This is a genomic window from Pyxidicoccus sp. MSG2 (assembly GCF_026626705.1).
GTDB lineage: Bacteria > Myxococcota > Myxococcia > Myxococcales > Myxococcaceae > Myxococcus.
On record NZ_JAPNKC010000001.1, the window covers coordinates 7,112,128 to 7,138,805 of the forward strand.

A 26,678-nucleotide genomic window follows, 5' to 3' on the forward strand; every position below is an offset into this window, starting at 1 on the left:
TTGAACGGGGCCTCACCTAGAGTCTGGAACTCCCCGCAACCGGAGTTCCTTGCATGCATCTGCTCAAGCGCGCTGTCTGGGTTTGTGCCGCCGTTGCCCTGTCCGCCTGTGGAGGGCCGGAGGAGGCTCAGCAGCCGTCCGACGGGTCCGAGCCCATTGGGACGTACGAGGGCACGCTGCTCACCGGCACGTCCAATGGCTGCACGTTCAGCATCGACAAGTTCAACGTGCCGCTGTCGCCGCCCTACTACAACATCTACCTGCGGCGGGCGGCTTCGGCGTCGTGCCCCTATGCGGCGTCCAGCATCGTGATTGGCACGTCGTACACCAACCCGCCCATCTCGCTGGCGGCGAACAACCTGGGCGTGGCCACCGGCTACTCCTACCGGGGCTCGCCGAGCCCCAGCGGCAACATCCAGTGCCGCGTGCGCAACTACGACCCGGCCACGATGACGGTGGTGCGCGAGTCGGACATCGTGGTGATGTTCGGCGCGGGCAACGTCAACGGCTGCAACGTGGCCATCTCCAGCAACGGCACCACGCTGACGGTGGGTGGCACCAAGACGGGCCCCCTGCAGGGGGAGACGGGCAGTGGCAGCAACTACGTGGCCACCTACCTCGACTTCTTCACCAGCACGACGGCGCCCACGTACGTCGCCTACTGAGGCAAGTGGCCCGCGGGGCTCGGGACGCGCGTCCTGGGCCCCGTGGAGCCAGCGCTCGTACCCCCCGCCGATGTGCGGCTGAAACGAGAAGCCCCCGCGCTCCATGGAGGAGGGGGGGCCGGAAGAAACGGGAGCGGCGGTCGCGACGCTAGCTGGACTCGCCCACGCTGAGGCGCCGGCTGCCGCGTCCGTTGCCCTTGCCCAGGCCATGCGTGCGGTGGCGGTTGCTCTCGGCGAGCGACTCGCGCTGCTCGCGCGTGTCCACGTCCTTGCGCTTCTCCACCGCGAGCACGCCGCCGCCGCCGTGGCTCTGCCGGCCCTGCTCGATGGCCTTCTCCAGGTCCTTCGCCTTCACCCAGTACTCGCCGTTGACGGGGTCCTTCACGCGGTACTTGTCGTCCGAGGCGTCCTTCTTGTTCCTGCCGCTGTTGAACCCGTCGATGGTCACCCAGTGCAGCTCGCCGGGCTCCTTGCGCTGCTTGTGGGCGGGCAGGGCGGAGTTGAGGATGGCGTTGGAGTCCACCAGGGCCAGGCCGAACTCGCCCCGCTTCAGGGCGGCACTGATGGCGTTGGCGTCGTACTTCTCGAAGCCCTCGGTGACGTCGATGCCCATCTCCCCGAGCACCACGCCCATCTCCTCCGCCGTGGCGCCGTCCTTCAGGTTGACGTCCACCTTCTTCTCGGTGGTCTTCGGCTGGTTGATTTCCGAGGCCTTGGCGCGGACCTCCTTGAGCTCCTGGTCCGCCGAGCGGTGCGGCTCGTCCTTGCGGCTCGCCTTGTTCAGGTAGGCCAGGCTCGCCTCGCCGCAGCCCGTCTCCGTCTGCTGGGCCACGGCGTCTTCGTTCGTCTCCCAGCCCTTCTCGGCCTGGGCCTCGGCGGCCTCGTTCACCGGGGCCGCGTCCGGGTCCTCCATGCGGGGGAGCTCCTTCGCGCCCGGCGCGTCCGGAACGAAGAGCTTGGGCAGGTCATCCCGCTTCACGGGCGCCGCCTCGAAGGTGTCCTGGACCCGCCGGGCCACCTGCACGGTCCGTCCCGGGCGCTCCCGCTCGACGACGGTGGGCTCCTGGGGCTGGATGGGGCCCTGAACGGTGGCCACCTCCCGGCTGCGGGCAGTGAAGATGTTGAAGTTGACGCCCATGGCGAACCCTCCCAGACGCTCTACGCCTGCCTCATTATCTGCCCCGGAATTCGCAAGTTGCCGAATAAAGCCGGACTGAGAGTGAGCCTCCGGACCCGGTGCGTGGGAAATCGCACGTTTGCGGGCAGACCTGACACATGTAGGGGGCGGAAGCAGGCACACCCTGACTTCACCGCTAGACTGGCCCCATGGTGGACCGAGATGACACGGGCGCGGAGCCTGGAACCGGACCGGAGCTGTCGACGAAGGTGACTTCGGACGACGGTGCGGCCCCGCCGCGCAGCGTGGCGCCGATATCGCGGCCGGATACAGGGCGCGACGGGGCGCTACCGCCGGCGCGGGTGCGCTCGCTGGGCGCGCGCGTGGGGCGCTTCATCCCGCTGAAGGTGCTGGGGCAGGGCGGCATGGGCGTGGTGTACGCGGCCTATGACCCGGACCTGGACCGGAAGGTGGCGCTCAAGCTGTTGCGCGTGACGAGCGCGGACACGGACCTGGAGGCTGGGCGCACGCGCCTGCTGCGCGAGGCGCAGGCCATGGCGCGCGTCTCCCATCCCAACGTCATCCCCGTCTTCGACGTGGGCGAGTGGGACGAGCAGGTCTTCGTCACCATGGAGTTGGTGGAGGGCGGCACGCTGCGCGACTGGCAGCAGGCGAAGCCGCGCTCCTGGCGCGAGACGCTGCAGACGTACCTGTCCGCGGGCCGGGGGCTGGAGGCCGCGCATGCGGCGGGCCTGGTGCACCGCGACTTCAAGCCCACCAACGTGCTGGTGGGCCGTGACGGCCGCGTCTTCGTCACCGACTTCGGGCTGGCGCGGCCGGTGGGAAACCCCGGGCGCGAGGACGGGCCAGCGGAGCTGCCGTCGCCCGTGTCCGAGGGCTCGGGGCGGCTGTTCGAGCCGCTCACCCAGGCGGGCGTGGTGCTGGGCACGCCGCCCTTCATGTCGCCCGAGCAGTTCCGGGGCGACGCGGTGGACGCGCGCTCGGACCAGTTCAGCTTCTGTGCGGCGCTGTACCGCGCGCTGTACGGGACGCGCCCGTTCGACCCGGACCAGCTCTCGCGGGCCGCGAAGTCGAAGGCCCGGCGGCTCGCGGCGGGGGAGGCGGCGCTGGCGCGTCAGGTGTTGCCACCGGACCTCATCCAGGAGCCGCCGCGCGACGCGAAGGTGCCCGCGTGGGTGCGGCGCGCGGTGATGCGCGGGCTGGCGCTGGAGGCGGACGGCCGCTTCGCCTCCATGGGCGGGTTGCTGGAGGCGCTGTCGCAGGAGCAGCACCTGGCGCGGCGGCGCAGGCTGGGCGGCGGCGCGGTGGCGGCGGCGGCGCTGGTGGCCGCGGTGGGCGGGGTGGCGTGGTGGCAGTCGCGCGTGTGCGCGGGCGCGGAAGGACTGCTCGCGGACGCCTGGGGCCCCGAGGCGCGGCAGCGCGTGACGGCGGCCTTCCAGGCCACGGGCAGCCCCATGGCGGCGGACATGGCGACGCGCGTGGGCGGCGTGCTGGACGCGTATGCGAGCGCCTGGGCGCGGCAGCACACCGAGGCGTGTGAAGCCACGCGCGTGCACGCGGTGCAGACGGAGGCGCTGCTGTCCCAGCGCGTGGTGTGCCTGGAGCGGCGGCACAAGGATTTGCGGGCGCTGGTGGGCGCGCTGGCGAGCGTGGAGAAGCCCGGCGTGGAGAAGGCGCTGGACGCGGCGTACGCGCTGCCGTCGCCACAGGACTGCGCGGACGTGGAGGCGCTCAGCGAGCAGCAGGCGCGCCCGGCGGACCCGACGAAGCGCGCGGAGCTGGATGCGCTGGAGGGCCGGCTGTCGGAGGTGAAGGCGCTGCTGGACACGAGCCGTCAGCCCCAGGCGCTGGAGAAGGCGCGCGTGCTGGAGCCGTTGGTGGTGGCCACGGGGTACCTGCCGCTGATGGCGGAGCTGCGCTTCCACCTTGGATGGCTCCAGTCGTTGCAGGGACAGAAGGAGCAGGGCGCGGGCCTGCTGGAGCAGGCCGTCTTCGACGCGGAGGCGGGGCGGGCGGACCGGCTGGAGGTCTCCGTCCTCAACAAGCTGCTCTTCGTGGAGGGCGAGCGGGAGCGCTTCGACCACGCCATCCGGTGGGCGCGGCTGGGGAAGGCGACGCTCCAGCGGCTCGGGGGCGACGCGGTGCTGGAGAGCGATTTGCTCGTGAATGGAGCCAACCTCTCGCTGATGCAGGACAAGCCCGAGGAGGCGCGCGCGCAGTTGCAGGAGGCGTCCGCGCTGCTGGCGAAGACGCTGGAGCCGGGCCACCCCAAGCGGGCGCGAGTCACCTTCACGCTGGGCCGCACGCTGCTGGAGTCGGGCGCATACCCGGAGGCCGCGAAGGTGCTGGAGGAGGCGCTGCATCAGACGGAGGCGGCGGTGGGGCCCCGGCACCTGGACGTGGCGCGGCGGCATCAGGCGCTGTCCATGGCGCTGCGCGAGCAGGGGGACTTCACGAAGGCGCTGGAGCACGCGAAGGCGTCGGTGGCCATCCACCGCGAGCTGCTCGGCAAGGACCACCTGAAGGTGGCGGAGGCGCTCGACGAGGAGGGGATGAGCCTGCTCGGGCTGAAGCGCTACGAGGAGGCGCTGAAGGACTACCAGGAGGCGCTGGCGGTGAAGCGCCAGCACCTGGAGCCGGGTGATGAGGAGCTGCACTACTCCTACGACGGCGTCGGGCAGGCGCTGCTGGGGCTGGGCCGCACGCGCGACGCGGTGGAGCCGCTGCGCCAGGCGGTGACCTTCGCCAGCGCCCAGGAGGACTCGCTGGGTGAGTCCGGCTTCGCGCTGGCGCAGGCGCTCTACAAGGAGGGCCAGCCTGGCGAGGCGCGGACCGAGGCGACGCGGGCCGGGGACCACTTCAAGGCCTCTGGCCGGGAGCTTCGCGCGGAGGCGGTGCGGACGTGGCTGGAGTCACTGCCGCCTGAGGACAAGGAGAAGCCCTCGAAGGCGGCGAAGAAGCCCGCGCGCGCGGAGCGGAAGCGGCGCAAGTAGGGGCATCGCGAGGAACACACCCCACGGAGTCCAGGATGGAGCCGTGGGGTGTCGGGCCAGCGCTCAGTAGAGGTAGTTCAGCGCGGTGCGGTCGGAGCTGCTCCACTCGCCGCTCTCGTTCGACCGGAAGCAGGAGTTCATGACCGACCCGCCCGTCGTGGCCGTGGTCGGCGTCCCGGGGATGTGGTTGGCGCCGATGTTGGACGCGCCCTCGTTGCTGGCGGCGCCGCCGCAGCTGATGCTGCGGTCGTAGTAGTCCGAGTGGCGGAAGCCGATGGTGTGGCCAATCTCGTGGGTGATGACGTGCTCGTTCACGTCGACGCTGTAGCTCTGCAGCCCGGTGCCGATGTTGATGGTCCCGTAGGGCTTGCCGCCCTTGGGGAAGCCCGAAGAGCCGCCGACACCCGACGTGGTCTTCGCGGCGATGTTCGCGGTGCAGCCCGTGCCGCCACGCTGGAAGGTGATGCGGAGGCCCTGGCTGTTGTAGTTCTCGATGGCCAGGTCGAGCCCCTCGCTGAGCCGGGTGTAGCTGTTGAAATCGGCGGTGGGATTGATGCAGATCTTCGTCACGCCGGTGCCGACGAGATTGTTCGTGCTGTACTGCTCCTCGTTACCCGGGGTCTGGAGCATCTCGCGGGATGACTCGAGGGTGACGTGCGCGTCGTTGCCCACGTACACGGCACCGTCGACGACCGCGATGTCGTTCGCCGGGAAGCCCGCCTCGACCAGGTTGGAGACGATCTCCTCGTTCTCGCTCTGCGGCTCGGCACCGCAGCCCATCAGCATCGCGCCGCAGCTCACCACGAGGACTGCCGTTTTCATGAACATGTGTGTGGCCTCTCCATGTCTGGGTGGGTCCTTCCCTCGCACCCTCACGGGACCCGCGAGGAGGACTGTGGGTGTTTTAAAACATTGTATCTGTAAAATCCAACAAATTAAGAAATCTCAATTATAGAGACTTAGTCGGTAAGAATGGAAATTCCTGGTCCTGCTTCGGTGTGGCGAAGCCCTCGAAGGTGGCGAAGGAGCCCGCGCGCGGAGCACCAGCGGCGCAAGTAGGATCAGCGGGTGGAGCTTTCAACCGCGCAGGTCGAACGATTCGTCGAGGACGGCTTCATTCGTGTCGATGGGGCCTTCTCGTCCGCGCTGGCGGCGGAGGCCCGCGACATCCTCTGGCGCGACACGGGCTGTGCACCGGACGACCCGGCGACGTGGACCCGTCCCGTCGTCCGGCTGGGCGAATATGCACAGGAGCCCTTCCGGCTCGCGGCGAACTCGCCCCGGCTGCATGCCGCGTTCGACAGGCTCGTCGGTCCCGGATGCTGGCTGCCCCGGATGAGCCTCGGCTCGTTCCCGGTGCGCTTCCCGAGCAATGAAGTACCCGGCGATGACGGCTGGCATGTGGACGCCAGCTTCCCGGGAGCGGACCCCTCGTCGTTCTTCGACTGGCGCGTGAACGTGGCCTCGCGGGGCCGCGCGCTGCTGATGCTCTTCCTCTTCTCTGACGTGGGCGAGGATGACGCCCCCACGCGCATCCGCGTGGGCTCACACCGGCAGGTGGCCCGGCTGCTCGAGCCGGAGGGTGAAGCGGGCCTGTCGTTCATGGAGCTGGCGAAGAAGCTGGACGCCACGGACGGGTGCCCGCTCGCCTTCGCCACGGGAGAGGCAGGCACCGTCTACCTTTGCCACCCCTTCCTGGTGCACGCCGCGCAGCCCCACCGGGGAACCCGGCCGAAGTTCATGGCCCAGCCGCCCCTGTTCCCGAAGCAGCCCTTTCAGCTCCACCGCGAGGACGGTGCCGGCTCACCCGTGGAGCGTGCCACCCGGCTCGCGCTGGGGCGCTGAGAAGAGCCAGGGTGGAGTCGCAGCCCGGTGCTGCTCGAACAGGCGCCGAAGCGACATGAGCGATTCGTTCGGGGTCCTCAGAGGGCGTCGTCCCCGCGCTCGGGGGCGAGCGCGCGTCGGATGACTGGGAGCAGGTCGGTTGCACCGAGCGCGTCCAGGGCAAGCTCCCACCGGCCCTCGGCGCAGAGACCGCTCAGGCCCCCTTCCTCATAGGCCTGTCGGGCCGCCGTCCTCAGTGCTTCGCGTACTGCCTCGGCGACCGCACGCCCTGCCTCGTCACAGCGATTGCAATCGAGCTCGACACCCAGACGGCTGCTCCGCCCCTCCTCCGTGAGGACCCAGGGGCGCACCATCCAGGGCGGGTCATGGCGCATGTGCTGCCGGTGTCCACACTCGAGGTCGGCAACCCAGTGGTCTTCCGGGTCGCGGTGGAAGCCTGTGATTTTCTGCTTCATCGGTCCCTGTGTCTCCGGAGGCGGGCGAAACAATAGCCCCGCCATGGACCTGCCCGTCCCATGCATGCTCCGCGCTACATGTGCATGAGCCACCGACTGGTGGGCGAAAGGCCGCCCCGACGCCTGGGTCGGGGCGGCCGCGTTTCAACTGGCGTGCCCCTGAGCGGGACGCAGGGCCCCGGTCCGGCGAGCCTCGGTTTCGGGCGCGGCGGCTCGTACCTCGGACAGGCGGGCGAGCGTGAAGGCGCCCACGGCCATCACCACGTCTCGCGCCGCGACGTCGAGGAAGTGCCCGGTGGTGAGCAGGTTCACCGCGATGCCCAGCAGCCAGGCCGCGACGACATAGGCGCCGAGGCGTGTCAGCTTCGAGAGGACCAGGAGTCCCGCCACGATTTCGATGACGCCCACCGCCTGCATGAAGGCCGTGGCGGGAACCATCCCGGCAAGCCAGGGGCTCAGGTATTGCGTCCAGTCCGTCAGCAGATTGAAGAACTTGTCGAGCCCCGCGACAATCGGCACCAGGCCGAATGCAAGCTTCAGGGCCCACCACGACTGATTCAGCCGGCCATCCATCGCAACCTCCGGGGATTTGCAGCAGCGCTGCGGGTTCTTCCATCAGAGTCGCGAAGGAGGGCCGGGGTGACAGCGCGGAAGGCTGTCACCCTTCCACCTGCTACGGCATCCAATGGGTATGAAACCGGGGAAGCATGCAGACGAGGCGCCAGGGGCAGGTCCGCCCTCTGACGAGGAGGTCGCCCTGCGCGTGCGTCAGGGGGAGACGGCGCTGTTCGAAGTGCTGATGCGGCGGCACAACCAGCGCGTGTACCGCGCGGTGCGCTCCCTCCTCCAGGACGAGGCCGAGGTCGAGGACGCGATGCAGCAGGCCTACGTCCAGGCGTTCACCCACCTGGCGCAGTTCGAGGGTGGCTCGCGGTTTTCGACGTGGCTCATCCGCATCGCGGTGAACGAGGCACTGCAGCGTCTGCGGCACCGCGGCCGGCGGGTCGTCCTCGGCGGCGGGGGTGATGGCATCCAGGAGGGAGACATGAAGCTGCTGGAGCGCAACGAGCCCGACCCGGAGCGGCGCGCCTTCGGCCGCGAGCTGGCGCGGCTCCTGGAACTGACGCTCGACGAGCTGCCGGACATCCACCGCACCGTCTTCATGCTCCGTGAGATAGAGAAGCTGTCCACGGCGGAGACCGCCGAGGTGCTGTCGGTCAGCGAGGACGTGGTGAAGACGCGGCTGCACCGGGCCAAGGCGCTCGTCCGCGAGCGGATGGAGGCCCGGCTCGACGGCCAGCTCGAGGAGGCGTTCACCTTCCAGGCGCCTCGTTGTGACCGGGTGGTGGCCGCCGTGCTCGCTCGCATTGGAGCGGGCCGGCGCTGAGGCAGGTGGCGGAGGCCTCTGTCAGCTGGAACGAATGCGGAAAGGGGGGATGCCTGCGGGAGGTGTGGAGGCAGGCTTGAGCTGCGGGGTCAGGCACACGCCGGACATCGCCTCGTTGAATACCCAGGTTGCCGAGGGGACCATGGTCGTCCTCTTCGAGTCGCCATGGACGCCCAGCACATTGTCCAGGAGCTCGAGCGGCTCCGCAGGGGGACGCGGGCCGCCCGTCGGGTTCGCCGCTGGAATTGTTGAAAGCCCGACAGGAATTGCCATCCCGGGTCAAAATCGCCCCAGTCTCCTGGTGAATCGTAGACTTTGAGGCTAATCCCAGACGTGCGGTTTCCAAGGAGGCATTGCCATGAAAATGAATGTGACCTGCATGTGCTTCGGTCTGCTGGCCGTTGCCATGGGATGTGGAAACACTCCGCAGGACGATTCGCCGGCGCAGCCGCCTCCCCATGTCCAGGCTTCGCCCGCCCGGGACATGCCCTCTGCACAGGAATTGGCCGCGACGGCCACGTCGGCGCCCGTGACGGCGGTTCCGGTGCGGTACGTGGTCGACCCCTCGACGACGACGCAGCTCTCCGTCTCCGCGGGCGCGGAGCGGGCGAGTCCCTCCGCGTCTTCCGAAACCCAGGCTCCCGGCGCCATGCGGCGCCTCCTCAAGTAGTGCACCCCGTCCGAGATTGAGGAGACCCCATGACGACGAGAAAGCTTGCGAGGGCAGTCACGGTGGCCGCTGGGCTCGGTATTGCCTGGCCGGCCCACGCCTGGGTGCAGTTCTGCAATGGAACCAGCGTCACCATCTGGACCGCCTATTCCTGGTACAACCCCGGTTGCGTTGCCGAGGATGGCAGCAGTTGGAGCAAGGCGGGCTGGTGGGAGCTGGCGCCAGGGCAGTGCAAGATTGTCTATGGCCCCGCCATCACCAACACCCTCTCTTACTACTACGCCGAGGGCGGAGGGCTTACCTGGGCGGGCCCCTTCTTCACGTGCACCCCGTGGAGCGCCTTCAACTGGTGTGACAACACCTGCAACACCAACTCCCGCAACCTGGGCTGGCGGGAGCTCAACACCGGCGGCGCGTCGAACTACACGCTGACCTTCAACCCCTGACCTTCCGTCAAGCCGTCGGTGGGCAGCACCTCGCCCACCGACGGCCGCTCCGGCTCATTGCGTCCGGAGCAGGTAGAAGTCGTAGTACGTCGAGGTGCTTCCGCGACAACTCACGTCGTCAGGTCAGTGGACGAAGACCTCCGGCGGCCGCAGGAAGCTGAGCGGCAGGTCCCGGGGCTCCTTCGCGAACTCGGAGCGCAGCTCCAGCAACTGCTGCACCTTCTCCATGTCGCTGATGGGGCCGATCTTGAACGTCGGCTTCTCCGTGCTGGCGAGCCCGTCGAAGGGCACCACCCCCGCGACCTGCTCCATCCGAGCCAGGAAGGCCACGTCGAAAGCGAAGAAGGGACTGCAGGTGGTGCAGGTGGCGATGTCATAGAGCCGCTGGTGGCGGCGCAGCAGGTCCGCGAACGGCCACGACGTCAGCCCGGCGCCAAACTGGGTGTCCGGGACGCTGAACATGAAGTTGACGCCTCCGCCCGTCAGGAACTTCGACGGCGTCGCCGGGATGCCCGACGTGGGGCTGATGTGCGTGAAGTTGTTGTTGCCGTTGGTACCGTCCAGGGCGGTGTCCCCGCGGTGGCAGCCGTTGCAGGTGTTGCCGGAGAATTCCTTGCGCGCGCAGACCTCCTGGGCGTCGCCCGGGTTCACGCCGAAGGCCTCCCAGTGGGTGGGCGGGTTCACCAGCGCGCTGCCGCCCAGGAAGAAGTTGCCATTGATTTTGTGGGGCGCCTTGAAGCTGGAGACGCACGCGGTCGGCACAAACACTGGCAGCTTGACCCCGGCCTTGACGTCGGTCAGCACGAACTGGTTGACGTCCGGATCGATGTCGGGGTCGTGGTTGCCAGCGTCACTCGGCGTCAGCGCCACCGTATGCGGCCGCAAAAGCCCGTTGGTGCGCGCGTCGGGGGCGGTGTCGGTGAGGTTCTCGTCCGCCAGCTGGAACTCGCGCAGCTCCCACAGGGGATTCGAGCCGCCCAGCACCAGGGAGATCTCATTGGTGCGCAGCTGGTTGAGGGCGTTCTTGTTGCCCTTGGACGGGGCGCTGCCGTGCAGGACGACGCTCTCGGTCATCGACTCGAGCTTCGCGAGGTAGGTCGCGTCGAAGCTGGTGTGGGTGCCCAGCTGCGCCCAGTCCCGGGCCCAGTCGATGACCTGCTGGCAGCCCGTGCGGGGCACGCCGTACTCGAGGATGGTGGTGAAGAGCTTGAGGTTGCACGTCGCCTCCGTGCCGGCGCCCCAGTTCGTGGGCTTCGTCATGCCGAACACGAAGCGCAGCTCGCCCGCGGTGGAGGACCCGCCGTAGCCGCCCGAGCTGCCGGCCAGGTCGATGCGGTTGACGATGGCCAGGAGCCGGAAGGGCGCGATGTCCAGGTTCAGCGGGCCGGTGATGGACACCTGCCACTTGTTCGTGGAGGTGTTGAACACGAGCGAGGCCACCTGCCCGCTGGCGGTGGCCCAGGGCTGGATGACCTCGCTGAACATGTTCTGGCGGGCCTGCACGAGGTCGCCGTTGACCGTGTAGTCATTGAGCCAATTGGACAGCCACTTCATGACGAAGTCCTCGGCCGTGGTGCCCGAGTCCTGCGCCATCTCCTTGATGAGGTGCGAGAAGGTCCACTTGCCGCCCTGCGTACCCGCGCCGGTGCAGGGGTCCCACGTGCGCGCCGGATTCTGCACGACGGCCGGGTCGCGGATGAGCAGCGCCTTGTCCCAGACGTTCTGGCTGGTGGCGGGCAGCGCCGGACAGCCGGCGATGGGCACCATGCCGCCACCCCGGAAGGCCCGGGCATCCAGCGAGAGGCCCTCGAAGCGGGCGGCCGGGTGGCGCCCGTTGAACAGGATGGTCTCCTTGGTGACCTCGCCGAACTTGCCTTCCGCCACTTCCTTCTCGCTGTTCGTCCGGCGGTCCAGCTCCGAGTCCTTCAGCGACGAGAACAGGGTGAAGAACCCCGGGCCCGGGCTCTTGGGAATCCGGCCCAGCTGGGCCAGGGCGTCGGAGCTGAACAGGACCACGGGGTCCTTCGGGTCGCCCACGACGCGCACGAGGCTGCTCTCCAGCTCTTTGTTGGCGGGAGGCGCCAGCTTCACGTGGATGGCCGTCGTCTCCTCCAGGGGCGTGGCCTGCGCCAGTCGCTGGGCGAAGACCGTGGCGGTCGAAAGGCCTGTCACCGCGGGCAGTTCGCTGACCTTGGAGGTCGTGCTTCCCCCCTCGGCCCGCGCTTCGGACCGGGTGGTGGGTCCTCCCGACGCCTCGTCGGACGAAGATGCCTTGGAACATCCACTGACAGCCAGCATGGCGCCCAGCAGCCACACCGACCCGCGCTTCCCGCCCGTTGCATCCCTGCGCTTTTGAGACATGCACGCCCCGTGGTGAAGCCATCCTTCCCGGATGGCCGGCGTGCACCCTATGAATGGCAGATCAGGGCGGAAGCGGGACCTCGCCCTCACACGCTGAGTCAAAGTCAGACACGCCACAGGGAGGGGCCTCATTTGACGGCTAGTGCATCCTGACTCCGTTCAACCCCAGACATGGCACGGCACCGCGGGGCCAGGGCAATGTTCGCCGGGTGCCGTCCCCTTTCAACCGGAAACCGGAGAATGCAAGGCTTCACCTTCAAGGCCCGCATGCGTAGGTCGGGCCTTCCGCATCCGGGCCCCGCCTTCGCGCTACGCCGGCACCGTGCGCTGGCCCGAGGCGTCATCACGGCGCATCGGCTGGGCCTTTTCATACGTCAGCGACCGCCACACCCACTCCGCGGGGCCGAAGCGGAACCTCGACAGCCACAGGTGGCTCCACACCACCTGGACGGAGAAGACGGCCAGGCAGTACGCCACGCACGCCGCGGGGCCCACCTTCGTGATGAAGCCCAGTCCGTACCCGTAGAAGAACAGCACGCTGATGATTGACTGTGACAGGTAGTTCGTCAGCGCCATGCGCCCCACCGGCGCGAGCAGGCCCAGCACCCGCTGCCAGGTGGCCCGCTGGAAGAGCAGGGTGATGCCGGACACGTAGACGGCCGCGAAGCCCAGCTCGCCCAGGTGCCTCAGCGGCGCGGTGGCGAAGGGCACCCACGTCGGCAGCGTCTCCGGGGTGAAGACCTTCTTCAGCATGAGCTGCTGCAGCACCAGTCCGCTGGCGCTGCCAATCACCCCGGCCACGAGCCCCCACCCGAGGAGCCGGCGGAACAGCCGCAGGTGCTGGGGTACGTCGTGGAAGATGCGGCGCCGCCCCGCCAGCAGGCCCAGCAAGAACCGGCCAAACGTCGAGAGCGTGATGGCGAGAAGCAGCGGCAGGTAGTCGCGGAAGAAGAAGCTGCCGGTCGCCTTCGTCACGTCCGGCCAGCTCCCGCTCGTGAAGGCCGCCAGCGTCTGCGTCCTGATGGCCTCGGATTTCTCGGTGGCCGCCTTGGCGATGGCCGCGCTGGCCTCCGGCGTGTCCGCCATCAACTGTGGGAACTTGAGGATGACCACGCCGACGAAGGACCACCCCAGGGCGAACAGCAGGGCGCTGATGAGCAGCGTTCGGTCCGAGCGCCCCCGGAACAGGAGCAGGCCGAATCCCAGCACCGCGTATGTGCTGAGGATGTCGCCGTACCAGATGAGGAACAGGTGGGCGAGCCCCATCACCAGCATCACCCCCAACCGCCGGACATAGAGCGGCGTGATGGAGGCCCCTCGCGCCTCGGCGCGGCCCATCTGCACCGCGAAGCCGAGGCCGAAGAGGAACGAGAAGAGGGTGATGAACTTCCCGGCCACCAGTAGCGAGAACGCCTGCCAGGTGACGGTGTCGGCGAGCGACGCGTTGTTCATCGCCGTGAGGAACTGCTCTCGCGGCAGGAACACCCTGCCGCTGAACCACACCATCACATTGGAGATGAACACGCCGCACAGGGCGAAGCCGCGCAGCGTGTCAAGGAGCGCCAGTCGCTCGCTGGAGTCCACGGGACGAGCCTCGGAGCTGGGGGCCGAGACCTCGGAAGGGGCAGGGGTCATGCTCGGAGAGGGTGGGGGCAACGTGAGCCCGCCTGCCCGTATTCCCCGTGGGCGCGCGTCACGCGAACGGCGCTGCCCGCGTCCCGGACACGGGCGTCATTCCCGGCGACGAGTCTTCCCGGCGGTTCCCCAAGCGGGAGTGGAGGAGGCGAGGGTTGCGCCCCAGGCAGCGGCCCGGAAGGAGCCGATGAGGGAGAGGACGCCGCGTATGGACTTTCGCGGAGCTGCTGAGATGGTGGAGTTCTTGATATACTGTTATTTCTAGTCTTAAGGTTTTCGTAAGGTTTGCCGGGCTGAATCTCCTCTCCCCCATGGACCCCCGAGCGGGGCGGGAGAGGACCTACGATGCACGAGCATGACGATGGCGGCCTGCAGCAGGACCTGAAGCTCATCCACACGGCCATGGAGCGCAGGACGCTCCTGCGCCTCGCCGTGGGCGCGAGCCTGCTGCCTCTCGTGGGCTGCGGCGGCGAGGAATCCACGAACGGCCTGGGCCTCACGCAGGACTTCGCCTCCTGCACCACGATTCCGACGGAGACGGCGGGGCCCTATCCGGGAGACGGCTCCAACGGCCCCAACGTCCTCACGCAGTCGGGCATCGTCCGGAGCGACATCCGCTCCAGCGTGGGCCCCTACACGGGGACCGCGGGGGGGATTCCGCTGACCGTCACCCTCACGCTCATCAACTCCGCGGGAAGCTGCGCGGCGCTCACCGGGTACGCCATCTACATCTGGCAGTGCGACCGCGAGGGCAGCTACTCGCTCTACTCCTCTGGCGTGACGAACCAGAACTACCTGCGCGGCGTGCAGGCGACGAATGCACAGGGACAGGTGACGTTCACCACCATCTTCCCCGGCTGCTACTCGGGGCGCTGGCCGCACATCCACTTCGAAATCTACCCGAGCCTCGCGTCCGCGACGTCGGCGGCGAACAAGCTTGCCACCTCGCAGCTCGCCCTCCCCAAGGCCACCTGTGATGCGGTGTACGCCACCACCGGCTACTCCACGAGCGTCACCAACCTGTCGCGAATCAGCCTCTCCACCGACAACGTGTTCCGCGACGGCTGGACGTCCCAGCTCGCGAGCGTCACGGGCAACACCACCAGTGGCTACCTGGCGACGCTCAACGTCCCCATCGCCGTCAACCGGTAGAGCCGGGGCCGCCGCGAGGCCCGTGGCGGCGGCCCCGTCATTCCAGTGACTGAGCCCCGGTTTCAGAGCATGTCGAACAGCAAACCGAGCAGCTTGAACTCGACCTTGTAGCGCTCCTTCAGGAACGTCCCGAGGGCCGACGGCTCCACGGTGACCACGTCCCGTGGCGCCACGGAGCCTCGGAGGTTCAGGGCTGCTCCTGCGTCCCCGCGCCACCCGTGGCGGCATTGCGTGGGTCATCCTCCGGGTTGACGTAGGTGATGCCCCACGGCCCCACCGCATGAATCTGGACCATCGTCGGCTGACGGGCGAACGCGTAGTGGCGCACGGTGGCCGGCATCACGGCGAAGCTGCCGGGCGGGAGCGCCTGGGCGTTGGACGTGTCGAGCTTCTCGCCCATCCCCATGAAGAGCTCGCCGGAGAGGACGGTGACGTGCTCGTCCGCCGGGTGGAAGTGTGGCGGGATGCGGTAGCCGGCCGGGAACTTGAACCGCATGGTGAACAGCTTCCCCGCGGCCTTGGGGTCACCCTCGATGACCGCCATCTGCGCGCCCGGCGGTAATGCGACCGGCGGCGGCCCCCAGCGCACGTCATCCGGCTTCACCATGATGTGCTGAGAGACCGCGCGTGCGTCAGGCGAGGCGGCGTGGGCCAGGGTGGTGCCTCCCACTCCCAGCAGCGCGGCTGCGGCAAGGACCGGTCTCATTCTTCGTACATGGGTCGGAATGCTCATGGCGCACCTCCCAGGATGGATGGTGATTGAGAGGGCCGCACGGCACGCGGCAGGCGCGAGAACGCTCGGGCCCCAGGATGGCCGGGAGCTAGAAGGAGGGGCGTGTACCCACGAGGGACAGGGATGGTGGCTGTTGCGCGCCAATCTGGAGCACCTGGGACTGCCCTCTCGGCCTGCGCAGCGGGCTGCTGCGCGGGGGCCTCCCCAGAGCGCGTGGTGTTGAGCTCCAAGCCGGCACGGTGCCCCGTGGCTGGTATATCGCTTGCTGTTGCAGTCGAATGGCGATTCGGGCCGTGGGCCCGCTTTCGTGGGGAGACACGCATGCGCTACAGAGCCCTGGCCTTCACCGTGGTACTGGCTGTCGCGGGCTGCAAGGAAGACCCCGGAGCGCAGTCTCCGTCCACCGAGCAGAGCACGTCGGACGCGTTGAGCGTGGCGCCTCCCATCCCCCCTGGTTTCGACTACCCGCTGCCGGCCCAGGTGCTGGAGCAGGCGGTGGCCACGCGGAACGAGAAATTCATCCGCCAGCACGGCTGGAATCTCTTCGCCGGCATCAACGCCCCCGGCAAGGAGGGCCTGTCCCTCTGGCGGAGCTGGCACACGTCGACGGAGGCCTACGCTCCGCCGCCCCAGGCCACCCCGCAGGACGCGAGCCCACACCGCGCGCGCTCGCTGATTCAGGCGAACAAGGACAATGTTCCGGTGTTCCTGCCGGGGCCGCAGTACCCGGTGCCGAAGGACGTGTGCACGAAGTACGGCCTCTCCGGGTGCCCGGGCTCGCCCGGCTCGCTCTACCAGCTCGCCGACGGCCTCACCTTCCAGAACAACGGCGACATCATGATTGCCGGCGTCATCTACAACGAGGCCGCGTTCACCTGGCTTCGCGGCAACAACGGGACGGGCAATCCGCCGTTCTACAAGGGCTCCGTCCTCACGGGCCTGATGCCGCCGAAGGGCCAGACGAAGGAGGTCTTCCCCTTTCCCATCCACTCCGTCGTGCTCAAGCACATGTACTGGCCGGTGCCCGGTGATGCATGCGGCGCCCTGCCGGTCTGGGACAACCCCACGCCGCCCACGCCCTCGACGTACATGGGCTATGAGAACAACACGACGGCGTGGACCCGCGCCGTGGCCGTGTCGACCCCGGGCTGCCCGGTGCCTCCCGGCGGAACCACGGATGTCTCCTTCCTCTACGGGGTGTTGGACGCGAACGGAGCTCCGCTCGAGCCCATCCAGTTCAAGGACGCGAAGGTCGTCCCGCTCACGGACTTCTTCCACCAGACCTTCTCGAAGGAGGCCCTGGAGGCGCTGAGTCCGCAGGACCGCGCCATCCTCGACGCGTCCGCGTGGTGGGCCTATGGCCGCGAGTTCCAGGCCGGTGACGCCGTGGTCTCCCTCGCCACGCACATCCTCACCAAGGAGATGCCCAAGTGGACCATGCAGACCTTCTGGTGGCACGACGACGCGGACTCGGGGCCGTACGCGAGCGACCGTCCCAGCATCCCGCAGGTGCCGCCGACGTGGCGCAACTACCTGATGGTCAGTGAGTACGGTATTCCCTACCTCGGGGCGCCCTCGCAGCTTCCCGCCCACTTCAATCCGTACATCGAGCTGGTCAGCCACCCGGTGGAGACGAACTGCCGCAACTGCCACCAGCGCGCCGCCTGGCCGCGCGGGGGGCTGGGCATGAGCCCCTCCGCGCAATACCAACTGAGCGCTGGCGACCCGGGCCTGCTCACGCTCCTGAAGCCGACGGACCCCATCTTCCAGAGCCTGCTGCTGCTGGACTTCCAGTGGGCGCTGAGCGACCGCGCCCTCTCCCCCACGGCGCCTGCCGCGCCGTAGCGGGCGCGCTCATCATCAGGGTGGGTGTTCGCCGTGCCCCGTCGCGGCGGGTGGGACGCGGAAGCGGCTCTCCCGCACTTTATGTGAAGCATCGGCGCAGGTGGCGAGCAGCGCCCGACGACGCAGCAGGTCGAAGCTGGCCCGTCCGCACATCTGACGTTTGAGAAGCTTGAGCTTCGCTTTCTGCCCTTCGGATTGCGCGTTGCTCCAGGGCGTGGTCAGCGCGGCCCGGACGGCACTGCCATCCTGCTCAAGCCCGGACGCAAAGGTTTCCACCGCGCGCACGCCGCATGTGCGTGCCTCGCTCAGCCACTGCTCAAAAGTGGCGCAGGACGTGGCCGGCTCGGAATCGCGCGTGACGCCCTACTCGTGCACCAGCTCACTGAAGCGACGTGCCAGCCCAACAATGCGTGAAGCCTCTTCGTCCTGTTCGATGCGCGCCAGCGTGGCGGCCTCGCTCGGGGAGAGCGCGGACTGCGGCTGGAGGCAGAGCAAGGCCAGTTGCTTCGGCGAGGGGAGGCTCTCCGGTGGGCGCGGGGCCTTCACTCTCGGGGCGTTGCCGCGGCGCGAGTGGGGCGTTGAGGGTACTGGGGCCGAGCGGGAGCGTCTGGAGCCGGCGATGGACCTGTCGCTAGGTACCGCGAAAGCCCTTGGCGAATCTCCCGCCAGAGGGTGAGCGCGTTCTCGCAGCCAGCGGCGTGCCTCTGCGCGAGGTACTCCAGAAACGGGTCGAGGATGCTCGGACCGGGGACTCGAGCCGCACGCTCTGGAAAGGCTTCCGCGCAGGCATACTTGCGCACCGTCGCTCGCGCGAGCCTCAGGGTTCGGCTGATTCTCAGCAGCTGCTCTCCGGCCAGGCGCCGGCGCAATACCTCCTCGTATGCGGCGACTCGGCGACCCCCGCTCTCCTCCCCGGCGCACTCCTCGCTGCGAGTACGTGGGAAGCTCGCGTGACGGCAGACGGGGGGAGGACTGCGTACTCGCGACTCCGGGCAATGTCCGCAGGCGCGCGTGAGTTGTCGTCTGCCAGCGCTCCTCCATCTGCCGCCTATTGAGCAGCAGGTGCTAGCGGTCCGCGACCTGCTGGGCACCGGGAGCACCGAGGGCCGCCGCGCGTGCGTACTCAGTCGAGCGGTCTCTGGCGATGATTTTGACGCCTCGGTGCCGGCGTAGCCAGGCAATGACAGTCGGTGCCGAGCGGTCGGGCAGCAAGCCGACGACGCGGTGTGCCTCCAAGTCGACGAGGATGGACCCGTAGGTGCGGCCTTTACGGAGGGCCCAGTCATCCACCTCGAGCACCCGAGGCTTTGTCGGTGGGGGAGCGGGGCGCGGTGCATCAGGCGCAGGAGCGTGTCGGGACTCGTCAGCATGGCGAGCGGAGTGAGAAGTCTGGCTCCAGCTTCCGCTCCAGCCGTCATGCCCACCGCGCGCTGCGCCGTGGCGAGACGACGCGTGCGCCGGGCACGTGGTGCCAGCAGACGGGGTAGGCGCTCTGCGAAGATATGACGCGTACACTTCGTGTTTTGACAGGAGAAGCGGCGCACCCACAGGTGAAGCTGAACGGAACTCCCGGCAGCGGGCAGGTCGTCCGGGCGCCGGACGTAGTTACCGTGCGGCGTGTCGCTGAGCGTTTTGCAGGAGGGGCATCGCGCGCCCTGACCCTCTGGACGGGCCACGACGACGGCTGCCGCTTGGCGCCTACGTGTCACGCGCTCCACCCGACAGCCAGGAATCGAGTACAGCTCTTTCATTCCCAGTAGTACTCGCTGCGGCGGCATCCTGCCGGCCCTGCCTGCTTCTTCGTTCGCGAACCACATTAAGTGCGGGAGAGCCACGAAATCGGGGCGAGCCCCGTGTACCGCGCCTGGAGCCCTTGCTCGCGACCAACGGCAGGCAAGCCCCTCCCCCTCTCAGGGGGCGCCGCGTGCCTCAGCCACAAGCCGCGTACGGGGGGAGAGGTACTGCTCAAGTCAGGTTGTTCCAGCTAGAGTGCCGTACCAAGCGCCACTTCGTGCGCCCATCCCTAGCGATCGTCGACACCTCAATGTCTTGGGCCAACTTCCAATATCCAGCGGTACGGCAGCCAGACCGCAAGGTTCTTTCCTCTCTTCTAAGTGTTCTCACCGAAACTGGCATTACCCCGACTTCGGCGAGCGTGACCGTGCTGGCTGGCCCGAGCGTGTCAGTTTCGGGTGCAGCTGCCAAGACTTGTGAGACTATTCGCGATGTGCTGCCCGTTGAAGGGGGGGCATTGCGGTCGCTAACCGTCAACGGGGCGTTCCAGAGCCGGACCCTCAGCGTCGTTGTTCATCGAGACCCGCAGCAGGTCCTAGATCAGGTCGGAGTCAACTTGGCTGATTTGGGTCCTCTTGGCACAGGTCGCGAGCACATAGTCGCGATGAGTAACTTCATTGCTCGACTGCAGGCGGACTTTCCACCCATAGACACCCGAGGTGGTCTGAAAAGTTTCATGGGCGATGAGACGCTTCGAGTCCTGGAGCGTCGCGAGGCCGAACTGCAGCGGGTCGAACAGCTTGGATACTCTCTGACCGAACAGCTTACCCAGGCAATCGCCGAAACGCGCCTTCGGCTCGTGGAGGAGTTCGACGGGCGGCGTGCCCAACTCGACGCCGACCACAAGGTAGAGTCCGAACGGCTTCGCGCTCAGGCGGCGGAGCGTGAGCGCGCATTAGAGGAGCGTGAGAAGGCGCACAAGGCACGCTTAGCGGAAATCGATGATCGCGACTCTCGTCACGTTCGGCGGGAGATTCGAAAGGAGCAGAAGGAGGAACTTCAGGCCAGCGCCCAAGAGTTCAAGCTGACAGCAGGCACGAACGATCTCCGGAAGCCCATTGCACACGCTAGTCTCGGCCTGATGGCGTTTTTCCTGCTGGCCGCAGTTGCCTCGACCGCAGCCAATATCTACCTGCTCGTGACTGGCGCGCAGTTTTCAGTGGCTATGTGGATTGCCTTGGGAGCGAAACAGGCAGCCCTTACAGCAGGTCTCGTCAGTACGGCTGTATTCTACATTCGGTGGAGCAATCGCTGGCTCGAACAACACTCATCCGAGGAGTTTCGCCTAAAACGGTTAGGCCTCGACCTCGACCGAGCAAGCTGGCTGGTCGAAACGGCAATGGAGTGGAAGGAAGAGAAGGGATCGGAGATTCCTAACATCCTTGTGGAGCGGTTGAGTGCCGGATTGTTCACGCCGGATGTGCAGAAGGAAGCCGCTCCGCTTCACCCAGCGGATCAGTTGGCCTCCGCCCTCCTCGGAGCCTCTGCGGAAGCCTCACTTGAGCTGCCAAGTGGGAGCAAACTTCGCTTGGATCGAAAGGGGCTCCGCGCGCTGCAGAAGGAGTAGCCATGGAGTTGCTCAGCTCCGCAGCCTTCCCGCTCCCTCAATCAGGTGCGGAGGCGGCGAGCGCGGGGCTTGAGGCAGCGACCAGGAAGGAGCGGATGAAGGAGAGGACACCGCAATGGACTGGGCAGAGTTGCTCAGGAGGACGTTCGACTTCGAGGTGTTCGCTTGCGTGAGGTGTGGAGGCAGGCGGCGGGTCTTGGCGTACGTGAATGGGGCCCCCCCGGGGTGCGGGCGGTTCTGGAGCACCTAGGCTTGCCCACGGCATGTGCGAGGTTGGCCCCGGCACGAGGGGGTGACCCCAGGCAGCGTGGTGTTGAGGCTCAAGACAGCCAACAGGCCCAGGCCCCTGCCACGCACCTGATGGGAGCGCGGCAGGGGCAGGCGTGTACCCCAAGGGAGCTGCGCGGCCTGTCCACCGGCCGGGAGCATCGCTCGGGCGGGCCTGTCAGCGGCCCTCCTCGGCCCCTCTGCACCCTCTCTCCCCCTCAACAGGGCCCCCATCCCTCTTATGCGCTGGGTGGCTGTCCCTACGCGCCGGGCGCGGCGGGCAACCTAGCCACCGAGGACGCCGTGTTCATGCTGCACGGCATGGGCGTGGAGACGGGCATCAACCTGGAGAAGCTGGTCGAGGCCGGGGAGATCGCGCAGGAGATGATCGGCCGGAAGCTGGCCGGCAAGTACCTGCAGGCCGCGCTCGGTGAGCGGGAGAAGAAGGCCTCCCGCCGCGCGCAGACCTGAGCGCCGAGGACTACGGGTAGGCGCCCGCCTCGAACCCGAGCTACTCGAGTCGGGCGTCCGGGTATTCGTCATCGGCTGAATGCAGGGCGGCGCAGGGGCTCGCTGCCGTTCCCCGAGGCGCTGCGCGCCTTCGCGGTGCGCTGACTGTTCGTGGGCACTGCATGCGACTCCACAACTGCTCGGCGCCTCTGTAATGGGCTGTATAGGGAAGTCGTCCAGTGCTGTTGCGTGATCGGCATCTGGCAGTGCCCAGGCTACTGAGAGGGCACGGCTCCTGCTCACGCCCTCGCCATGGGCTACGTGGTGAGGTTGTCGGTGGTGTAGCGCCCAAGAGAGGCGGTTCCGAGCGTGAGGCGCAGGACGCCTGCCTCCGCCCGCAACGCCAGATGCTGTTCCCAGCGACAATGACAGCGCCCGGGGGCTCAACACTTGGACGCACCCCAGGTCCCTACGGAGTCGCCGCAGGCGACGACTACGGTGCCCCTCCACAAGGAGGCTCCTATGGCTATCGACGGAGGTGGTGGTTGCGGTTCCAGTAGCGGGTGCGGGGCGGAGAGTGCGGCCGCCAGCGCAAGCAGAGAGGCTGAGGCCGCGAGATCAGCAGAGGCCGCAAAGGCTACAGCTGAGAAAGCTGCAGCCGAGAAGGCTGCTGCCGAGAAGGCTGCTGCTGAGAAGGCTGCCGCCGCTGTGATGGGCTCGCCCGCAGTCAGGGCTGCTTGCGGCTTGAGCAGCTTCACTCCCGCCGTTGCGGTGCCTGGAATGCCGTGCCTATCGCCGTCCTATGTCGACCCTGCAAAGGCGCGGGCTGCCGCCAATGAAGCAGCGAGGTTGGCCACAGCTCGCGACATTGTGCAGAGCCGAGACCGGGTGTGCTACACGCCCGAGGCGCGTGAGAAGAAAGCAAAAGAATACGACAACTCAGCGCCGAAGATTGGGGCTCCCGAGAACGAAGACTGGGTGAGGGATCTCTATGAGATGGGCATCGGCGTCTTCAGGGGCGCCGGTCCGAACACCCCCCTCTCGAACACCCGGCAACCGGGCTCTCTGGGGGGCCCGCCGATGCAACAGTCGCCGCCTACGCGGTCTATCCGGTAGGCTGGAGGCCGTCTCCAGGCAAGTGTTCGCCGTGCCCCGTCCCGGCACCGCGCTAACAGCAGCCTGGACGCGACAGCCCAGATCGCCCGGGTGAGAGGGAGCGGGCTCCCTCCCACCTAGTGCTTACGGCTCAGTCCACCGTGATGTTGTAGCGCAGGCCGACCTTCAGGTTCTTGTACTCGCCCACGGTCTCCCGGTTGACTGTCTGGTGAAGTTGCCCCGGTTCCGGGGCAACTTCACTAAAGGGAGGGCGCCCCGAGAAGAGCGCGGGAATCGAGTACGGCGCCCACCGGTCCTTCCACGGACGTGCCTCTTCGAGCTGGTATGCGAGCCCGAGGAGCAGCGCGTCCTCGCCCGGTGCCCCGGCGAAGTGCATGCCGATGGGGAGCCCACTCTCCGGGAAACACAGAGGCACGGACATCGCCGGGCAGCTCGCGATGTTCTGGATGGGCGTGTACCCGACGGAGCGCGCCGTGCGTCGCAGCAACTCCTCACGTTTCAGCACCGGTGACAGGTGCCCGATGCGCCACGGCTCGGTGGCCAGCGTCGGCGTGAGCACCACGTCGTACCCCCGCGTCGCCTCGCCATATGCGTGTACGGCCTTCGCGAAGGCCGCGCGCGACGAGGGCAGTGCCTCGGGACCGTACGCGAGCACCGTCTCCACCAGCTCCCAGGTGAACGGCTCCAGCTCATCGGTCTGCACGGGCACGTCCCGCACCTTGTCCATCGTCTCGACGACGCCCGCGATGGCTGCACCCGCGACGAGGAAGAACGCATCGCGAAGCGCGGGCCCGTCGAAGGCGGGAGGCGCAATCGGCTCCACGTGGTGGCCCAACTCCGTGAGCAGCACTACCGCCTCATCGTAGGCCCGGCGCACCGCGGGCTCCGGCTCCTCGCCCATCATCGTCCGCGTCCACGTGGCGACGCGCAGCTTGCGTCGAATCGGCTCGCGCACGAAGCCGACAGGCGCGGTGGCCGAGCGGTCCTCGGTGAGCGACAGGAACAGCGCGCTGTCCCGCACCGAGCGGCTGATGCAGTGGTCGCTCGTCATGTCCAGGAAGTCCGACGTGGCGAAGGCCGCGGGCACCGTGCGGCCCCGGCTCGGCTTGAATCCGAAGACGCCGCACGCCGACGCGGGGATGCGGATGGAGCCACCACCGTCATTGGCATGCGCGAGCGGCACGAGCCCCGCCGCGACGGCCGCCGCACTGCCACCGGACGACCCCGTGGCCGAGCAGGACAACTCCCACGGGTTGTGGGTCACGCCCTCCAGGAGCGTCTCGGTGCTGCCGAGCAGACCGAACTCCGACAGCGCGCTCTTCCCGACGCACACCAGCCCCGCCTCTTCGAGCCGCCGGCCATAGGGCGTCTGCTGCGGTACGACGTTGTTCGCGAACAGCCGCGAGCCCATCGACCACCGCATCCCCGGCCACGGCGTCGCGTCCTTGACCAGGAACGGCACTCCGGAGAACGGCCCCGGCTTCGTCGCACCGGGCCGCTCGCGAGCGACGGTGACCACGGCACGCAGCAGCGGGTTCAGCGCGTCGATGCGCGCCAGGCACGCGTCGAACAGCTCCTCCGCGGAGACTTCTCCCCGCGCACACAGCTCCGCCTGGGCCATGCCATCGAGGCGGGCAAGCGACACCAGCTCCGTCATGGGCCTTCCATGCCCGAAGCCGGAGCCGGCCTCAAGGCGCCGCCCACTCCACGCGCAGCCGGTGTCCACCCACGAGCAGCGCCAGCCCCTGGCCCTCGCACAGCGCGGTCCACAGCGCCTTCGAGGACGCCGCCGAGAGGCTCCAGATGAAGCCGTCCTCGTGCAGCCGCGCCTCTTCCTGCTCCATCCCCGGAAGCACGAGGAGGAAGCACCCGCTGATGCGCTCGCCCCGGCCTCCCGGCGGGGAGATGGCCACCGGCCCCGTCTGTCCCGGCTCCCAGGCGAGACACCCGTCCGCGACCTCATCAATCCCGGTGAGCAGCGCGAAGGGCTGCGTCTCCTCGGGGAGCTGCTCGAACAACTGGCGGAACTGCGGGTGCTGCCCGGGGGCGATGCGCAGGACGATGTCCGCGTCCTGCTTCACCACGCGCGCGCTCCACACGCGGGAGTGGCTGACCCGGGGCAGCAGGCTCTGCTCCAGCATCGCCGCCACGGGCAGCTCGGGCCGGTGGATGTCCGACCACGAGGGACAGGGATAGTGGCTGTACGCCTTGCCGAGCGCCGTCATCATCCGCGCGGGCCCGCAGCGCTGGACCAACTCCAGCTCGCTGTCCGTGATGAGCAGGAGCGAGAGCGCGCGGGACGGCACGGGCAGCCCGGGAATGGGCGAGGCCGGCGTGTAGAGCACGTGCATCCCCGGGAACAGCCGGTGCTCACCGAAGATGGTGACGTCGCCCACGTCCACCGTGCGGCCCTCCTCCGCCAGTTGCCGGAAGCGGGAGAAGAGCGAGGCCAGCTTCCGGAGGAGGGCGTCCTCCGCCACGCCGCTGTTGTCCCTCAGCGTGAACACCATCTCCAGTTGCCCGTGTGCCGCCAGCCCCTGCGTCACATACGAGCGAACTGCGATGGGCGCTCCCTGCACCTGGAGCGTGTGGCGCGTCGTCAGCACCACGAGGCCGCCGGGCTCCACCTCGAAGCGGTCCACCCGTCCGGAAGACCGGGGCGCTCCGAACAGGTGCTTCCGCAGTGAACCCCACAGCGACATGGTTGCTCCCGACGGGTGGACGGCACGCCCACCCGGCGGAAGCATTCTTCCACGGTGCCCCGAGTTACGTCTCAGGAGTCGTAGCCGTGGTTCCCCTGCAACACGATGACCTTGCGGCTGGCCGGGTAGTACAGCACCGCGTAGTCATTGAAGTCGTGGCAGTTGTGGCAGGGCGCCTCGTCCACGGCCGTCCACGCCTGGATGGCGCCGCCACCCGCGTACGAGTCCATCGCGGAGAGCAGCGCGGCCCCGTCCGTCCCGGAGAAGAAGTGCGTCTGCGCCAGGCCGGCGCGGTCGGTGAAGGTGCCGTACTCCGCGAGCGGCAGGGACTGGCTCTCCGCGTTGAGCTTCGCCATCACCGCCTGGATGCTGACGGGCGAGGCCGGGCACTGCGGCGTGCTGTACGCCTCGATGGTGTTCAGGGTGTTCCACGCCAGGGGCGAGGAGTCGGCGTTCCACGCCGCCCGCGCGGGCTCGAGCGACGAGGCGTCGATGCCGGTGAGCGACAGGGGCTGCGGCGGAGTCACGTCGCAGACGGTGGCGTACATGCAGCGAGACACCTCGCGGTACGTGCCGCACGAGGAGAAGTCCGTCGTGCCCGTCGGCTTCGCGTGGATGCAGGTGTAGACGGCGGGTGGGCACTCCTGGGACGGCCACACCTCGTACGGGTCGCCGGCGGTGAGCGACAGTTCCGTCACGCGCGCGACGAGGCGCGCCGTCTTCTGGTACGCCACACCGTTGTCGCTGCCCGCGCTGAAGGTGAGCGGGACGGTGTGCGGGTCGATGGCCTCGTGCAGCTTCGTGTACGTCCAGTCGAGGCGGAAGTAGGGCCGGCCGTCGACCTGGGGGATTCCGTCGGGCGCCGTGACGGTGAGCCAGTCCGTGTAACCAGGCACCGAGGCGTGGCCACGGTAGAGCAGGTTGCTGTTGCCCTGGACGACGTAGACGGGGTCCACCTCCTCGTCGATCCAGATGCTGGTGGAGCCGCGGAAGTCGAAGAAGCGCGGGGCGATGACGATGCGCGCGAAGTACCGCTCCGGCGAGCCCGTGAAGGTGTTGACGGAGATGAAGAGCGGCAGGCCGGAGAGCACCGTGTTCAGCTCGTAGCCCTCGCGCAGCACCACCTCGAGGCGGCGCTCGCTGATGATGCTCGTCTCACCGAAGATGTCGTCGGGGACGAAGCTGAACACGCTCTCCAGGTAGCGGTTCGACGTGGCGTGGAGGACGAGGACGCGCTCGCCGTTGCGCGTCTCGAAGGTGCCCATCGTCTCGAAGCTGAGCTCGTTGTTGCCCTCCGTCGCGTAGAGCCGCGTGACGGCGGCGGCGGCGGTGGTGGTGCCGGTCTCCTCGACCGGCTCGGACATCTGGGTGTCGTTACAGGCCGTGGCCCCGAGGGCGAACAGACAGGCCAGTGCGAGACGAAGTGGCTTCATGTGGAGTCTCCAGGTGGAGGGCCC

Annotated in this window: 20 protein-coding genes and 2 pseudogenes; 11 read left to right on the plus strand and 11 right to left on the minus strand. The window is 68.2% G+C overall.

The features are described from left to right. The first annotated feature begins 53 nt into the window (after window positions 1–53). Window positions 54–665, plus strand: coding sequence for a hypothetical protein (locus OV427_RS28055; protein ID WP_267859255.1), 612 nt, complete (start codon window positions 54–56; stop codon window positions 663–665). A gap of 148 nt (window positions 666–813) precedes the next feature. On the opposite strand, the gene OV427_RS28060 is transcribed toward OV427_RS28055, so the two are convergent. Further along, window positions 814–1,803, minus strand: coding sequence for a hypothetical protein (locus OV427_RS28060; RefSeq protein ID WP_267859256.1), 990 nt, complete (start codon window positions 1,801–1,803; stop codon window positions 814–816). Window positions 1,804–1,991: 188 nt separating this feature from the next. On the opposite strand from OV427_RS28060, the gene OV427_RS28065 reads away from it, so the two are divergent. After that, window positions 1,992–4,796: a serine/threonine-protein kinase gene (locus tag OV427_RS28065; protein ID WP_267859257.1), complete on the plus strand. Its 2,805-nt coding sequence runs from the start codon at window positions 1,992–1,994 to the stop codon at window positions 4,794–4,796. A 63-nt stretch (window positions 4,797–4,859) separates the two neighbouring features. Here the strand turns inward: OV427_RS28065 and OV427_RS28070 are convergent, their stop codons facing one another. Further along, entirely contained in the window at window positions 4,860–5,624 is a 765-nt protein-coding gene (locus OV427_RS28070) for a zinc-dependent metalloprotease (protein WP_267859258.1), read from the minus strand. A gap of 240 nt (window positions 5,625–5,864) precedes the next feature. Between OV427_RS28070 and OV427_RS28075 the strand changes: the two genes are divergently transcribed. After that, window positions 5,865–6,641 (plus strand): phytanoyl-CoA dioxygenase family protein, encoded by a 777-nt coding sequence (locus tag OV427_RS28075; RefSeq protein WP_267859259.1) that lies wholly within the window; start codon window positions 5,865–5,867, stop codon window positions 6,639–6,641. Window positions 6,642–6,718: 77 nt separating this feature from the next. On the opposite strand, the gene OV427_RS28080 is transcribed toward OV427_RS28075, so the two are convergent. Together OV427_RS28080 and OV427_RS28085 are read right to left on the minus strand one after the other, a co-directional pair. Continuing rightward, window positions 6,719–7,096 carry a DUF3565 domain-containing protein gene (locus OV427_RS28080; protein WP_267859260.1) on the minus strand — a complete coding sequence of 126 codons (378 nt, stop codon included), beginning with the start codon at window positions 7,094–7,096 and terminating at the stop codon, window positions 6,719–6,721. Between the two features lie 144 nt (window positions 7,097–7,240). Next, entirely contained in the window at window positions 7,241–7,669 is a 429-nt protein-coding gene (locus tag OV427_RS28085) for a DoxX family protein (RefSeq protein WP_267859261.1), read from the minus strand. 118 nt (window positions 7,670–7,787) lie between these two features. Between OV427_RS28085 and OV427_RS28090 the strand changes: the two genes are divergently transcribed. The 3 genes from OV427_RS28090 to OV427_RS28100 all read left to right on the plus strand — a co-directional run bounded on the left by OV427_RS28090 (window position 7,788) and on the right by OV427_RS28100 (window position 9,599). Continuing rightward, window positions 7,788–8,483, plus strand: coding sequence for an RNA polymerase sigma factor (locus tag OV427_RS28090; RefSeq protein WP_267859262.1), 696 nt, complete (start codon window positions 7,788–7,790; stop codon window positions 8,481–8,483). A 358-nt stretch (window positions 8,484–8,841) separates the two neighbouring features. After that, on the plus strand, window positions 8,842–9,153 hold the full coding sequence (locus OV427_RS28095; protein ID WP_267859263.1) for a hypothetical protein: 312 nt from the start codon (window positions 8,842–8,844) through the stop codon (window positions 9,151–9,153). Window positions 9,154–9,182: 29 nt separating this feature from the next. Continuing rightward, window positions 9,183–9,599 (plus strand): DUF1036 domain-containing protein, encoded by a 417-nt coding sequence (locus OV427_RS28100; protein ID WP_267859264.1) that lies wholly within the window; start codon window positions 9,183–9,185, stop codon window positions 9,597–9,599. Between the two features lie 123 nt (window positions 9,600–9,722). Here OV427_RS28100 and OV427_RS28105 read toward each other — a convergent pair whose 3' ends face one another. Both OV427_RS28105 and OV427_RS28110 read right to left on the minus strand, forming a co-directional pair. Then, entirely contained in the window at window positions 9,723–11,771 is a 2,049-nt protein-coding gene (locus tag OV427_RS28105) for a hypothetical protein (protein ID WP_267859265.1), read from the minus strand. 498 nt (window positions 11,772–12,269) lie between these two features. Next, window positions 12,270–13,595, minus strand: a complete 1,326-nt coding sequence (locus OV427_RS28110; RefSeq protein ID WP_267859266.1) for a DUF418 domain-containing protein — start codon at window positions 13,593–13,595, stop codon at window positions 12,270–12,272. A gap of 345 nt (window positions 13,596–13,940) precedes the next feature. Between OV427_RS28110 and OV427_RS28115 the strand changes: the two genes are divergently transcribed. Further along, window positions 13,941–14,747 carry an intradiol ring-cleavage dioxygenase gene (locus tag OV427_RS28115; RefSeq protein WP_267859267.1) on the plus strand — a complete coding sequence of 269 codons (807 nt, stop codon included), beginning with the start codon at window positions 13,941–13,943 and terminating at the stop codon, window positions 14,745–14,747. Window positions 14,748–14,934: 187 nt separating this feature from the next. Here the strand turns inward: OV427_RS28115 and OV427_RS28120 are convergent, their stop codons facing one another. Then, a complete protein-coding gene (locus OV427_RS28120) occupies window positions 14,935–15,453 on the minus strand; it encodes a cupin domain-containing protein (protein ID WP_267859268.1) in 519 nt (172 codons plus the stop codon). 348 nt (window positions 15,454–15,801) lie between these two features. Here OV427_RS28120 and OV427_RS28125 point away from each other — a divergent pair, with 348 nt between their 5' ends. Next, window positions 15,802–17,325, plus strand: coding sequence for a hypothetical protein (locus OV427_RS28125; RefSeq protein WP_267859269.1), 1,524 nt, complete (start codon window positions 15,802–15,804; stop codon window positions 17,323–17,325). 105 nt (window positions 17,326–17,430) lie between these two features. Here the strand turns inward: OV427_RS28125 and OV427_RS28130 are convergent. Then, a pseudogene (locus OV427_RS28130) lies at window positions 17,431–19,076 on the minus strand (ISL3 family transposase); the annotation flags it as partial. 224 nt (window positions 19,077–19,300) lie between these two features. On the opposite strand from OV427_RS28130, the gene OV427_RS28135 reads away from it, so the two are divergent. The 3 genes and pseudogenes from OV427_RS28135 (at window position 19,301) to OV427_RS28145 (ending at window position 22,519) form a co-directional block, all read left to right on the plus strand. Then, entirely contained in the window at window positions 19,301–20,686 is a 1,386-nt protein-coding gene (locus OV427_RS28135) for a hypothetical protein (protein WP_267859270.1), read from the plus strand. A gap of 513 nt (window positions 20,687–21,199) precedes the next feature. Continuing rightward, window positions 21,200–21,424, plus strand: a pseudogene (locus OV427_RS28140) (hydroxymethylglutaryl-CoA lyase); the annotation flags it as partial. A 501-nt stretch (window positions 21,425–21,925) separates the two neighbouring features. After that, entirely contained in the window at window positions 21,926–22,519 is a 594-nt protein-coding gene (locus tag OV427_RS28145; RefSeq protein WP_267859271.1) for a hypothetical protein, read from the plus strand. Between the two features lie 130 nt (window positions 22,520–22,649). Here the strand turns inward: OV427_RS28145 and OV427_RS28150 are convergent, their stop codons facing one another. The 3 genes from OV427_RS28150 to OV427_RS28160 form a co-directional block, all read right to left on the minus strand. After that, entirely contained in the window at window positions 22,650–24,176 is a 1,527-nt protein-coding gene (locus OV427_RS28150) for an amidase (protein WP_267859272.1), read from the minus strand. A gap of 31 nt (window positions 24,177–24,207) precedes the next feature. Next, a complete protein-coding gene (locus OV427_RS28155) occupies window positions 24,208–25,221 on the minus strand; it encodes a hypothetical protein (RefSeq protein ID WP_267859273.1) in 1,014 nt (337 codons plus the stop codon). 71 nt (window positions 25,222–25,292) lie between these two features. Beyond that, entirely contained in the window at window positions 25,293–26,654 is a 1,362-nt protein-coding gene (locus OV427_RS28160; protein WP_267859274.1) for a hypothetical protein, read from the minus strand. Window positions 26,655–26,678: the final 24 nt, after the last annotated feature.